General features: G+C 71.4%; 13 protein-coding genes. 9 read left to right on the top strand and 4 right to left on the bottom strand.

Annotation, left to right across the window (positions count from 1 at the left end; genetic code table 11):
* Positions 1–47 precede the first annotated feature (47 nt).
* The 7 genes from WMF19_RS24605 to WMF19_RS24635 all read left to right on the top strand — a co-directional run bounded on the left by WMF19_RS24605 (position 48) and on the right by WMF19_RS24635 (position 6,424).
* On the top strand, positions 48–815 hold the full coding sequence (locus WMF19_RS24605) for a MotA/TolQ/ExbB proton channel family protein (RefSeq protein ID WP_437330966.1): 768 nt from the start codon (positions 48–50) through the stop codon (positions 813–815).
* Positions 815–1,318, top strand: coding sequence for an ExbD/TolR family protein (locus tag WMF19_RS24610; RefSeq protein WP_272093147.1), 504 nt, complete (start codon positions 815–817; stop codon positions 1,316–1,318). Before WMF19_RS24605 ends, WMF19_RS24610 begins: the two co-directional genes overlap by 1 nt.
* A 19-nt stretch (positions 1,319–1,337) precedes the next feature.
* Positions 1,338–2,360, top strand: a complete 1,023-nt coding sequence (locus WMF19_RS24615) for an energy transducer TonB (RefSeq protein WP_437901362.1) — start codon at positions 1,338–1,340, stop codon at positions 2,358–2,360.
* Between the two features lie 69 nt (positions 2,361–2,429).
* Positions 2,430–2,903: a cyclic nucleotide-binding domain-containing protein gene (locus tag WMF19_RS24620; RefSeq protein ID WP_012236950.1), complete on the top strand. Its 474-nt coding sequence runs from the start codon at positions 2,430–2,432 to the stop codon at positions 2,901–2,903.
* Between the two features lie 106 nt (positions 2,904–3,009).
* A complete protein-coding gene (locus WMF19_RS24625; RefSeq protein WP_437901363.1) occupies positions 3,010–3,708 on the top strand; it encodes a hypothetical protein in 699 nt (232 codons plus the stop codon).
* 257 nt (positions 3,709–3,965) lie between these two features.
* Positions 3,966–5,405: an amidophosphoribosyltransferase gene (purF, locus tag WMF19_RS24630; protein ID WP_437901364.1), complete on the top strand. Its 1,440-nt coding sequence runs from the start codon at positions 3,966–3,968 to the stop codon at positions 5,403–5,405.
* A gap of 32 nt (positions 5,406–5,437) precedes the next feature.
* Entirely contained in the window at positions 5,438–6,424 is a 987-nt protein-coding gene (locus tag WMF19_RS24635) for a hydroxymethylglutaryl-CoA lyase (RefSeq protein ID WP_272093153.1), read from the top strand.
* Between the two features lie 55 nt (positions 6,425–6,479).
* Here WMF19_RS24635 and WMF19_RS24640 read toward each other — a convergent pair whose 3' ends face one another.
* Complete coding sequence (locus WMF19_RS24640) at positions 6,480–8,126, bottom strand: putative metal-binding motif-containing protein (RefSeq protein WP_437901365.1); 1,647 nt, start codon at positions 8,124–8,126, stop codon at positions 6,480–6,482.
* 11 nt (positions 8,127–8,137) lie between these two features.
* On the bottom strand, positions 8,138–8,599 hold the full coding sequence (locus tag WMF19_RS24645; protein ID WP_437901366.1) for a hypothetical protein: 462 nt from the start codon (positions 8,597–8,599) through the stop codon (positions 8,138–8,140).
* Between the two features lie 235 nt (positions 8,600–8,834).
* Between WMF19_RS24645 and WMF19_RS24650 the strand changes: the two genes are divergently transcribed.
* A complete protein-coding gene (locus WMF19_RS24650) occupies positions 8,835–9,812 on the top strand; it encodes a lamin tail domain-containing protein (protein WP_437901367.1) in 978 nt (325 codons plus the stop codon).
* A 75-nt stretch (positions 9,813–9,887) separates the two neighbouring features.
* Here WMF19_RS24650 and WMF19_RS24655 read toward each other — a convergent pair whose 3' ends face one another.
* On the bottom strand, positions 9,888–10,676 hold the full coding sequence (locus WMF19_RS24655; RefSeq protein ID WP_437901368.1) for a peptidylprolyl isomerase: 789 nt from the start codon (positions 10,674–10,676) through the stop codon (positions 9,888–9,890).
* A 66-nt stretch (positions 10,677–10,742) separates the two neighbouring features.
* Here WMF19_RS24655 and WMF19_RS24660 point away from each other — a divergent pair, with 66 nt between their 5' ends.
* Entirely contained in the window at positions 10,743–11,492 is a 750-nt protein-coding gene (locus WMF19_RS24660) for a DUF192 domain-containing protein (RefSeq protein ID WP_437901369.1), read from the top strand.
* Between the two features lie 39 nt (positions 11,493–11,531).
* Here WMF19_RS24660 and WMF19_RS24665 read toward each other — a convergent pair whose 3' ends face one another.
* Positions 11,532–12,392 carry an MBL fold metallo-hydrolase gene (locus WMF19_RS24665; RefSeq protein WP_437901370.1) on the bottom strand — a complete coding sequence of 287 codons (861 nt, stop codon included), beginning with the start codon at positions 12,390–12,392 and terminating at the stop codon, positions 11,532–11,534.
* Positions 12,393–12,440 lie beyond the last annotated feature (48 nt).

Below are 12,440 nucleotides of genomic sequence, written 5' to 3' on the forward strand. Positions count from 1 at the left end.
AAGCGCGGCTCCCACCCACCCCCATCGGAAAGGCACCAAGGAACAAGATGAACCTCGTCGAGTGGCTGCAGCGCATCATGGTCGGATTCGGGGCCGCCTGGGTCATGTGGTTGATGATCGCCCTCAGCGTCGTCTCGGTCGCCATCATCCTGGAGCGCGCCTGGTTCTTCTGGTCGCTCCGCGACGACCTCACCGTCCTCGCGCGGGATCTCAAGACGTCCCTCGACGATTCCATCGAGGCGGCGCGGCGGCGGATGGACGCCTCGCCCTCGGCCGAGGCGGCGGTCGTCGCGGCCGGCCTCGCGGTGGCGCACCAGGGGCCCGAGGCGGCTGAGGAGGCCATGGCAGGCGCCGCGGCGCTCCAGCGCATGAAGCTGGAGCGGCGCCTCGCCTACCTGGGCACGCTCGGCAACAACGCGCCGTTCATCGGGCTGTTCGGCACCGTCATCGGCGTCGTCGGCGCCTTCGACGCGCTCGGCCAGGCGGCGAAGACGCCCGTGGCGCAGGCGACGTCGCAGGCCATGGCGCCGCAGGCGGTCATGTCGAGCATCGCCGAGGCGCTCGTCGCGACCGCGGTCGGCCTCGCGGTCGCCATCCCGGCGGTCGCCGCGAACAACTTCTTCCAGCGCATGATCAAGTCGACGCTCGCCAACACCGAGGCGCTGACGCGCGTCCTGCTCGCGCACCTCAAGATCGATCCGGCGTTCGCCGGGGCCGCGCCCGCCGCCGCCGTCGAGCAGCCGCGGGGCAAGGCCGCGAGGGCGTCGCGGCAGGAAGAGCACAAGAAGGGCGGCGCGGGCGAGGAGGAGCGCTGATGGCCGGCATGAGCCGCAACGACGATGACGAGATGATCAGCGGCATCAACGTCACGCCGCTCGTCGACATCACCCTCGTCCTCCTCATCATCTTCATGGTGACGGCCAAGATCATCGTCTCGCAGTCGCTCCCCCTCGATCTGCCGAAGGCGGCGCAGGGGCAGGAGGTGCAGCTCATCTTCGGTCTCGAGCTGCACGCGAACGGCGACACGCTCGCCGACGGCAAGAAGCTCGCGAGCGAGGACGCCATCCTGCCGATCGCGCGCGAGGCCCAGGCGAAGAACCCGGAGCTCCGCGCCGTGATCCGCGCCGACACGACGGTCCCGCACGGCCGGGTGATCCGCGCGCTCGATCTGCTGAAGCAGGCCGGCGTCTCCAAGATCGCGTTCGGCGTGACGCCGATCGCGCCCGAGCCCGGCGCGGCCCCGGGTACGGCGCCAGGGGCCCCTGCCGCGCCTGCCCCGGCGGCCCCCGCGCCCGCAACCCCGAGCCCCGCGCCGTGAGCGCGCCGAGCGAGACCTTATGAGCCAGGTCACGAGCGATCGCGCCGCGGGGGCGGTCCACGACGGCCGCCGCCGAGACGAGCGCGGCGGCGCCGAGCCCGGGGGAGCCAAAGATCCCTCGCCCGCCCTCGCCTCGCGGGCGCCGGGCCGCGCCGGCGATCGGCGGCGCGGCGCGGATCCGCTCGCCGCGGTGCTCGCCCTCGGCGACCGCGCGTCGCGCGTGGGCGCCTTTCTCGGGGTCACGCTGGCGGTCACGAGCCACGGCGCGGCCTCGGCTCGGGCCATCGTCTCGGGGTCGCTGCGCGACATGCGGCACGTGGTCGGGGAGATGCGCGCCGGCATCCACGACTACCTCTGGGCGATCTACGAGGTCGACGTCCCGCCGCCGAAGGTCGAGCAGCCCAAGCCGCCGGAGCCCGAGCCGCCGCCGCCGGCGCCCGAGCCCGAGCCCGTCCCCAAGGTCGCGCCGCCTCCCCAGGCGAACACCCCGCCGCCCAAGGACGACCCGTACGATCCGCCCCCCGCCGCCGCCGCGGCCGCGAAGGTCCTGACGAAAGAGCCGGATCCGGACGAGGTCCTCGACATGACCGATCGCGGGATCGCGAGCGGCGACGGGCAGGGCGTCGGCTACGGCCAGGTGGCCGGCGCAGGTACGGCGAAGACCCCCACGTTCAACCCGAACGCGAAGGTCGGGGGCGTCGTGGGCGGCAAGGGCACGGGCGACCCCGTCCCGCCCCCGCCCCCCGCAGGGCCGGACCGCTCCGCCCCGCCAGGACTGCTCGGCAGCACCTCCTGGAGCAACTGTGCGTTCCCGCCGGAGGCCGACGTCGACCAGATCGATCAGGCGAAGGTCACCCTCATGATCACCGTGCGGCCCGATGGCAGCCCGCTGTCGGTCAAGATCGTCAGTGATCCTGGACACGGTTTCGGTCGCGCCGCGCGCATCTGCGCGCTCAGCCGGCGGTACGCCCCCGGCAAAGATCGCGCGGGCTCCCCGATCACCGCCACGACGCCGCCCTTCACGGTGAACTTCACGCGCTAGGTTCTCGCCGCGCGGGCTCCATTAAACTCGCTCCGCGCCCTTCGCCTCGGTTATCCTCGTCGGCGGCTTGTGATCGTCCCCGAACGGATCGAGCAGCTCTCGAAGGTCCCTCTCTTCAAGGGCCTCACCCCGGCCGCGCTGGAGCTCATCTCGCGCGTCGCGAGCGAAGAGACGCACGCCCTCGGCACCAAGATCTTTCAGCACGGGGATCCGGGCGACAAGCTCTACATCCTGCTCGAAGGCAAGGTCCGGATCAGCCGCGAGATCGCCGGGATCGGCGAGGAGGCGCTCGCGGTGCTCGGCCCGGGCGCCGTGTTCGGCGAGATGGCGCTGCTCGACGAGGCCCCCCGCTCCGCCGACGCGCGCGTCCACGAGCGCTGCCGGTTGCTCACCGTGTCGAAGGACGCGTTCGAGGACCTGCTCTTCCTGCACAAGGAGCTCGCGTACGAGGTCCTCTGGAACGTCGTCCGGATGCTCGTCCAGCGGCTCCGCGAGACGAACAACAAGCTCACGTTCCTCTCCGTCTCAGGCAAATTCGAGTAGAGTGCCGGCCAGATCGCCCGGCGACCGTGGGCGCGCGCGCCAGCGCGGCGCGGCCTGCCGCACGGGGGGCGGCGTTCGGCTCGAACTCAACGTTCCTTGGAGGACCATGGCAGCCAGAATGAAGCACGCAGCGCTCGCCCTCGCGCTCTGGATGGGCGCCTTCGCAGGAGCCTGTGGCTCCAGCACGCCGCCGCCCGAGACGGCGGCCGACAAGAACGACTTCGACGGCGAGTCGAGCCCGGACGAGGGCAAGGCGACCGCCGACGCCGAGGGGGCGAAGCCCGCGAAGCCGGAGAAGGACGCGGAGGCGCAAGAGCACCAGGAGGAGCACGCGGCTCCCGCCAAGTCGACGCCGCTCCAGGCGACCAAGTTCGAGGCGGATCTGAAGAAGATCGGGATCAACCTCAAGAAGATCCCCGCGCTCGAGAAGCTCCCGGCGGGGCAGAAGAAGAAGGTGATGCCGCTGCTCCAGAAGGCGCTCGGCTACGACACCTGCGAGGGCTGCCACGTCGAGGGTGACTTCAAGAAAGAGACGCGGAACATGAAGGTCGCCCGCGAGATGTGGCGCAACTTCGTGGCGCCGCTCCGCAGCGAGAGCGGCGGGACCCTCTTCTGCGACAGCTGCCACGCCGGGAACGAGCACGTCCTGAACCGCAAGGACAAGAAGGCCCTCCAGGCGTTCATGGAGGAGGAGTACCAAAACAAGGTTTCCCGGGCGAACAAGGAGGACATGGAGTGCGGCACGTGTCACGGCGACGCCATGGAGACCAAGATCATCGAGAAACTCTGGAACATCCCGAAATGACGGGAGCCGCCTGGACGCCGCGCGAGGCGCTTGTCCAGCAGCGGGGCACGGCGGGATCCGGCGAAGCACCATCGCCGTGCCCGCCGGATGTTCGTTAGCCGTCTTACCTTTCAACCGGAGCGGCCTCGAGCCCTGCCTGCGCTCCGATCTCGCACCAGCGTCCACCCCCCGCCTGCGCCGGCGCTCGGCCGCCTCATCATTGACGAGAGATCGCCATGACGGTGGGTCATGCACCGTTTTCGTACTAGATAGGCGGCATGTGCGGTGTGTTCGGAATCTTTGGCCACCCCGAGGCGGCCAACATGACCTACCTCGGGTTGCACGCGCTCCAGCATCGAGGGCAGGAGTCAGCGGGGATCGTCAGCAGCGACGGGGAGCGCCTCTTCGGTCACCGCGCCATGGGGCGGGTGCAGTCCGGCTTCGCTCCGTCCGATCTCGCGACGCTGCCCGGCGAGCGCGCCATCGGCCACGTCCGCTACTCCACCGCGGGCGGCTCGCACCTGAAGAACGCGCAGCCGCTGGGCGTCGACTACGCGCGCGGCTCGCTGGCGGTCGCGCACAACGGCAACCTCACGAACCATGAGGCCCTGCGCGATCGGCTCGAGGCGCGCGGCTCGATCTACCAGACCGCGAGCGACACCGAGTCGATCGTCCACCTCATCGCGATGAGCAAGAAGGAAGCGCTGCGCGACCGCATCGCGGAGGCGCTCATGGAGGTGGAGGGCGCCTACTCGCTGCTCTTCTTGACCGAGCGCGAGCTCATCGCCGTGCGCGATCCGCGCGCGATCCGGCCGCTCTGCCTGGGCGAGATGGCGAGCGCGAGCGGCGTCGCCCACGTGGTCGCGAGCGAGTCGACGGCGTTCGACCTCATCGGCGCGCGCAAGGTGCGCGACGTCGCGCCGGGCGAGATGCTGATCATCAGCGCCGACGGCGTGCGCTCCGAGTTCCCCTTCGCGCAGGAGCAGCGCAAGCTCTGCATCTTCGAGCACGTCTACTTCGCCCGGCCCGACTCGACCCTCCAGGGCGTCAGCGTCTACGAGGTCCGCAAGGCGTTCGGCCGGCGCCTCGCCGCCGAGCAGCCGGTCGAGCCCGGCGACGATCTCGTCGTGATCCCCGTGCCCGACTCGGGCGTGCCGGCGGCGATCGGCTTCGCCGACCGCGCGCGCGCCCCCTTCGAGATGGGGCTCATCCGCAGCCACTACGTCGGCCGCACGTTCATCGAGCCGCAGCAGTCGATCCGGCACTTCGGCGTCCGGCTCAAGCTCAACCCGAACCGGGCGGTGATCGAGGGCAAGCGGGTCGTCGTCATCGACGACTCGATCGTCCGCGGGACGACGAGCCGGAAGATCGTCAAGATGATCCGCGACGCCGGCGCGCGCGAGGTGCACGTCCGCATCTCGAGCCCGCCCACGCGCTGGCCCTGCTACTACGGGATCGACACGCCGACGCGGTCGGAGCTCATCGCGTCGAGCCACTCGGTGGACGAGATCTCCAGCTACCTGACGGCCGACAGCGTCGGGTACCTGTCGCTGGAGGGCCTCGTCGAGAGCGTGCGGTCCCTCGAGGCGCGGGCCGGGGAATCCGCGGGCGCGCGGCCGTCGGCGGACAGCTACTGCCACGCGTGCTTCTCCGGGAGCTACCCGATCTCCTTCACGCCGGCCGCGCCGAACCGGCAGCTACGGATGGTGAGCGGTTGACGCTGCCCCGCTCCGGCGCCGAGGGTCCTCCGATGGCCGAGGGCACCGCCGCTCACGAGAGCGCGGATCGCGCCGCCGCCTCGGCGCCGCTCTTCGCCCGCGTCGCGGACGAGGTCTCGATCTTCGAGGTGAGCCCGCGGGACGGGCTCCAGAACGAGGCGGCGATGATCCCGATCGACGGCAAGCGGCGGCTCATCGCGGCGCTCGTCGCCGCCGGTCTCCGCAAGATCGAGATCACGAGCTTCGTCTCGCCGAAGTGGGTCCCGCAGCTCGCCGACGCCGAGGAGCTCGCGCGGACGCTCCCGGCCGAGCGGGGCGTGACCTTCAGCGCCCTGTGCCCGAACGCGCGCGGCCTCGAGCGCGCGCTCGCTGTGGGCCTGCGCGAGATCGCCGTCTTCCTGAGCTCGAGCGAGGCGCACAACCGCGCCAACATCAACAAGTCGATCGACGACACGCTCTCGGTGTTCTCGGAGATCGTCCCTCCGGCGCGCGAGGCGGGCCTCGCCGTGCGCGCCTACGTCTCGACCGTGTGGGGCTGCCCGTACGAGGGCGACGTCGACCCTGCCCGGGTCGTTCGCATCGCGGAGCGGCTCATCGACCTCGGCTGCTACCAGGTCTCCCTCGGCGACACGATCGGCGTCGGCACCCCGCGGCAGACGCACGACATCGTCCGCCGCTTCCTCGACGCGATGCCGCCCGAGCGGTTCGCGCTGCACCTGCACGACACGCGCGGCACGGCGCTCGCGAACATCCTGGTCGGCCTGGAGCTCGGGGTGCGCGACTTCGACGCGTCGGTGGCGGGGGTCGGCGGCTGCCCCTACGCGCCGGGCGCGGCGGGCAACATGGCGACGGAGGACCTCGTGTTCATGCTGCACGGGATGGGCGTCCGGACCGGCGTCGATCTCGACAAGCTGATCGAGGCGGGGAACGTCGCCGAGCAGGTCATCGGCCGCCCGCTCCCGGGCAAGGTCCACCGCGCCGGCCCGTTCCGGCTGCGCCGCCAGCCGACCCGGGACTGAGCGCGGCCCAGCGGGGCGCCGGGCCGGCGCGCCGCGCTCGGCCGCGAGGCCGCCGTCAGTCGCCCGCGATGCAGCCGAGGCGCGTGAAGAAGACGTGGTGCTCGCCGCCCTCGCGATCGTCGCGGAAGAGGATGCCCACGTCGCCCTCCGGCCCGAACGTCGCGACCGGGCCGATGCTGTCGCGGGGCGCGAAGGTGAGCCGCTGCTCCGCGCTGATCGGCACGAGATCCGCGTTGACCGTGACCGCGTAGAGCTCGTAGCCGTCGTTCTGGTCGCGGTCGTCCGAGTAGATCGCGAGCAGCCGATCGCCGAGCGGGCGCAGGAAGGGGTACCTGGAGCGGAAGGGCCCAGGGTCGGAGATGGGCGTGGGCGGCGTGAGGATCTGGCCGTCCTCCGAGACCGCCGCCGCATAGATGGCCTTGAGGCTCGCCGATTTGTCGTACCACGCGATGACGTAGCGATCGCGGTTCCAGACCACCGTCGGATAGACCGCGTCGGTCTCGCCGGTCGTCAGCGTGACGACCTCCGAGCGCGGATCGAGCTCGGCGGTGAACGTCCGGAACTGGATGAAGTGCGTGGCCGCGTCGCCCGTGGACCACGCGACCCCGATGCCGCCCTGGCCGGCCGCCGCGGAGGGCGCCTCGTTGCCGAGGCCGTTCGACGCCTCCGTGAGCTGGACGTTGTCGCCGATCAGGTTGCCGTCGATGTCGATGCGCTGCGCGAACAGATCGAAGAGGCCGTTGCGCTCGTCCTGCCAGACGGGGATGAACTCCGCGTCGTTCCAGGTGAGCGTCACGTTGACGGAGAAGCCGGGCGCCTTCGAGAGCCGCCGATCGCCGCCCTCCACCTTCTGGCCGTCCTCGTCGAGCAGGGAGAAGTACACCTCGTAGTCGCCGTCGCGCCGGTCCTGCCACGCGGCGCCGTACCGATCGCCGACCCACACGATCGGCCCGCCGGAGGCGTCGCCGTTCTTCGGCGTGATGACCTCCTCGCCCGGCGCGAGCGGCTGCCCGTCGACGCTGATCATCGAGCGGTACACGTTGAAGCCCTGCGTGGTCCCGGTGTAGAGCGACGCGTACGACGTCCCGCTCCAGGCGAGCCCGCCGGCGCCGGCCGGCGCGATTTCGCCCGAGATGCGGGTCGCGTCGGTGTCGAGCGGCACGAAGCGGGCCCCGTTGTCGACCGTGCCGTCGCAGTCGTTGTCGACGCCGTCGCAGATCTCGATCCCCCCAGGGAAGGCCGCGGCGCTCGCGTCGTCGCAGTCGTCGCCGCACGAGAGCGGCTCGCCGGGGATCGTGCCGGGCAGCGCCGCGCGGAAGCCGTCGCCGTCGATGTCGAGCGTCGACGGCCCGTAGACGCACGCCCCGCTCGCGCTCTCGCACGTGTCCTTGGTGCAGGGGTCGCCGTCGTCGCAATCCACCGGCACCAGCGCGACGCACTCCCCGCCGCGCCGCGGGGCCGCGCCCTCGGGCGAGGGCGCCGCGCCGCCGTCGGGCTGCCCCGCCTCGAAGAGCTGGCAGAACACGGGCTTGCAGAGATCCTCGATGCCGGGGCAGTCGGCGTCCACCTCGCACTCCGGCGCGGGCGGCGGGATGTTCAGCCCGGTCCGCGCCCCGCACCCCCCCGAGAGCGAGCCGCCGGCAAGGGCCGTCCCGAGCAGGGCCGTCGCCAGCGCCGCCTTCCGGCGCGCGCGCCGACCCATGGCGTACCTCGTCACAGACATCCGCCCATCCCCGCGACGTCGATCGGCTCGCACACGAACCCGGGATCGCAGTTGACGTCGCCGCTGAGCGCGCAGAGCTCGACGCACTGGGTGCCCGAGCCGGTCACCACGCAGGCGAACCCGGCGCCGCACTGGCTGCCGCCGCTGCACGGATCGCCCTGCCGGCCCGGACCGGCCGGCGCGCAGTACGCGCCGTAGATCTCCTGCCCGCACGGCTCGTCCGGATACTGCACGTAGATGAAGCACCCCTCTCCCGGGGCGCAAAAGCCGCTCGACTGGTCGTACGGATCGCACGCGAAATCGGTGACCGGCGGCTCGGTGTCAGGACAGCCGGGGTCTTCGTACTCTTCGAGCGGATCCCTCCCCGCGTCGGAGCCGCCCCCGCCGCCGGTCGAGACCGGCGGAGCGCCGGCCTCGCCGCCGCCCCCGCCGTCTGCGGACGGATCGTCCACGATGACTGTCTGGCCGCAACCGACAGCGAGAGCGAGCCCAGGGAGCGGTACGCAGAGGAGTGTCAGGAGGAGCGAGGAGCGCCGTCGCATGTCGCCATGCTATCGATTCCTCGCGCGCCCGCCATGCATTTGACAGCGATGGCAGTGTCCTGACGCCACGACGAGCGGTGGATCGTTTCCCCCAGGCTGCAATCCCACTTGCCTGTTGGCCGGCACTCTGATGTATCTCTCAACAATGCACACGCGCAACCTGCTCACCATCGCACTCCTCGCAGCCCCCCCTCTGGCGCTCGCCCCCCTCATGGCGTGCGGCGGTGACGACGAGACGGGAGGAGGTGGAGCGAGCTCCTCCAGCACCACCGCGAGCAGCTCCGGCGAAGGCGGCGGCGGCGGTGAGGCCGGCGCCGGTGGGGAAGGCGGCGCGGGCGGCGCCGGCGGCGCTGGCGGAGGAGACGGCGGCGGCGGCGCGGTCCCCGGTGAGCCGGCCGGCCACGTGCTGATCTCGGAGATCGTCGTCAGACCCGGAGCGGCCGAGTTCATCGAGATCTGGAACCCGACCGAGACCGAGATCGACCTCACCAACTACTACCTTTCGGACAACAGCGTTTATTATGCCATCACCACGGGTACCGCCTGGGCGCCGACCGGCAGCGCAGGGACGGACTTCCTCGTCCAGTTCCCCCCCGGGACCATGATTCCTGCGGGCGGACGCCTCGTGCTGGCGAGCGATGACGGCTTCGAGCTCGAGTACCAGCGGTGCGCCGACTTCGCCCTGGACGAGACGCCCATCCCCTGCGGGGGGGACGACGTGCCGCCCATGATCGCGCCGACGAACGGCGCCCTCGGGGCGCAATCGGGCGCGCTGCTCACCGACGGCGGAGAGATGGTGATCCTCTTCGAGTGGGACGGCACGGAGCGCAGCCCGCTCAAGGACATCGATTACGTCATCTGGGGCGAGGAGCTGGGGAACTCGGCGATGGCGTACAAGACCGGCAAGGCCGGCTATGCCGATGACACCGCGCGCGGCAGCCAGCGGCCGGCCGCTGCCGCCGGCAGCGGAGCGAGCCTGGTCCGCTGTAGCGATATCGAGTTCGGCGAGCTCTTGACCGAGGGCAACGGCATCAGCGGGCACGACGAGACGAGCGAGTGGCTCGACATCAGCTTCACCGTGGCGTCCACGCCGACGCCCGGCGAAGAGAACGACTGCCCGTGAGCGCGCCCCCTTCGAGCTCGGCTCCTCGCCGCGCGGCGGCGGGAGCCCGGCTCGGCGCGGGGCGCCTCGACGCGATCACTGCCGGGTGATCGTCACCTTCTTGATGACCGGCGGGGTGACCGGGCGTTCGCCCTTGACCTCGACGCCGGCCAGCTTGTGGACGAGCTCCTCGGGCCCGCACTCACCGAAGATGGTGTAGCCGTTGTCGAGGTGGAACGCCGCCGCGTCGGTGATGAAGAACTGCGCGGAGTTCGTGTTCTTGCCGCGGTTCGCCATGCACAGGAGCCCCGCGCGATCGTGGCTGCCGTCCTCCCAGACCTCGTCGGGGATGACGTAACCGGCCTCGCCGGTGCCGTTCTTCTTCGCGTCACCGCCCTGGATCATGAATCCCTTGATGATGCGGTGGAAGATCGTCCCGTCGTAAGCGGGCTTCTTCTCCCATGTCCCCTCCGGCGTCTTCCAGGGCCTGATCCCTCGCGCCAGGCCGACGAAATTGGCGACGGTGATCGGCGCCTTGTCGTCCAGCAGCTTGCAGGACAGCGTGCCGAGGTCGGTCTCGATCGACGCGGTCAACGTCTTGCCCGGCGGGAGCCCCTTGGTGGCGTCGTCGAGCGTCCACTTGCCCTTGACCGGGTCGTCCTCGCTGGGCTTGACCTCGGCGACCGGCTTCGCGGTGACCTTGCGCTTCTGCGGCTGAGGGCGCTCCTTCTCCGCCTTGCCTCCGGCCAGCCCCGTCGACGCAGGCGTGGTCTTCGGCTTCGGCGCTTCTTCGGCCGTGGGCTCCGGGGTCTTCGAACATCCCGCGAGGGCCGAGAGCGTGGCGAGGGCGGCGATGGACTGAATGGCGAGGGTTCGAGCGTTCATCGTGCGACGATTTCCCGCGTCGCGGTCCAGCGGTCAAGGACGAGCGTCGCCGTGGTAGGAAGCGGCATGAGCTCGCGCTGCGCCCTCGCGACCCGTCCGTTCACCTCCGCGACGTCCGCCACGTCCGCCTCGCTCGCCATTCCCGCCGTGCTCGCCTCGCTCGTTCCCGCCCTGGGCACGCTGCTGCTCGGGCTCGCCCTTGGCGCATGCGAGCGCCGCGTCGACGAGCCGCTCCCGCTCACGCCCAGCAGCAACGTGGGCGACGTCGCGCCTCCCGCATCGACCGGGACGCCTCCGGCCTCGACGGGGACGCCGGCCGCCTCGACCGGGGGGCGGGAAGCCGCCCGCTGCATCCAGCCGACGCCGTCGACGCCGGAGCGACCGTCCCCGAGGCTCACGGGCCCGGATCCGGCGTGCCCCGACGACCCGACCGGCCCGTTCCAGCTCGCGACCGGCAAGGTGACCTTCCTCGAGGCCAAGGCCCCCGACGTCACCGTCGAGATCGCCAGGAGAGAGCAAGAGCGCATGCGCGGCCTCATGTACAGGACGAGCATGGGGGAGAACCGCGGGATGATCTTCGTCTTCCAGCAGCGGACCAATCACTCGTTCTGGATGCACAACACATGCATCCCGCTCGACATGCTGTTCATCGACAGCGACGGTACGATCGTGGGTATTGAGGAGAACACCCCGACGCTCAACGACTCGACCTTCGACGTCGGCTGTCCGTCGACGTATGTCCTCGAGCTGAACGCCGGCTGGGCGCGGCGCCACGGCGTCGTCGCAGGCCAGAAGGTGCGGCTCGACGGGATCTGACGCTCGCCAGGGCGGCGGCTCCTCGGCCGGCGCGTCGAGCTACATCCCCGTGAACAGACCGAGCTGGCGCGGGGGAGCCGGCGGCCCGAGCGACGAGCGCGCCGCGCCGGGCGGAGGGGCCGGCGGCGCCGCCGCGTCGAGGACGAGCGGCCCCCGAGGCGGCGCGGCGAAGAGGCGCGCGCGCCGGCCGGCGAGCGCGTCACGGGCGGCGTCGAGCGCGAGGTCCGGGCGGTTGTTGACCTCCGAAAGGTGCATCAGCGCGACCGTGTGGGTGCCGCCGGGCAGCGTCGCGAGCAGCTCGCACGCCTGCGCGTTCGACAGGTGGCCCCGCGCCGAGCGGATCCTGCGCTTGAGGTGCTGCGGGTACGGGCCGGCCTCGAGCAACCCGGGGTCGTAGTTCGACTCGAGCATCACCACATCGCAGCCGGCGACGTGCTCCAGGAGCCCCGGAGGGACCTCGCCGAGATCCGTCACGAGCGCGGCCCGCCGCGCGCCGTCGTCGACGACGAGCGCGACCTGCGCGGCGTCGTGCGGCAGCGGCTTCGGCGAGAAGGTGAGCGCGCCAACCGCGAACGGCTCGCGCGGCGAGAAGGCCCGGACGCGCTCTGGATCGCCGAGCTCCGCCGCGCGCGCGGTCGCCTCCGAGGCGTAGATCGGGATCTTGTGCTTCTTGTTGTACCTGGCGGCCACGCCCACATGGTCGGCGTGCGCGTGTGTGATGACGATCGCGTCGGGCAGCAGTCTGCCGTCCGCGCCGTCCGCGCCGTCCGCGGCCGCCGCCGAGAGGCACTGCTCGAGCACCCGCGGCCCGACGCCGGCGTCCACGAGGACCCGCGTGCCACGGGAAGCGAACAGCGTGGCGTTGCCTCCACTCCCGCTCGCGATGATGGTGATCTTCATACCGGGCTCCGGGGACCGGACTACAGGCGGCTCTGTGACCCGTAGCGC

The sequence above is a fragment of the Sorangium sp. So ce124 genome (genome assembly GCF_051525235.1).
Taxonomy (GTDB): domain Bacteria; phylum Myxococcota_A; class Polyangia; order Polyangiales; family Polyangiaceae; genus Sorangium; species Sorangium atrum.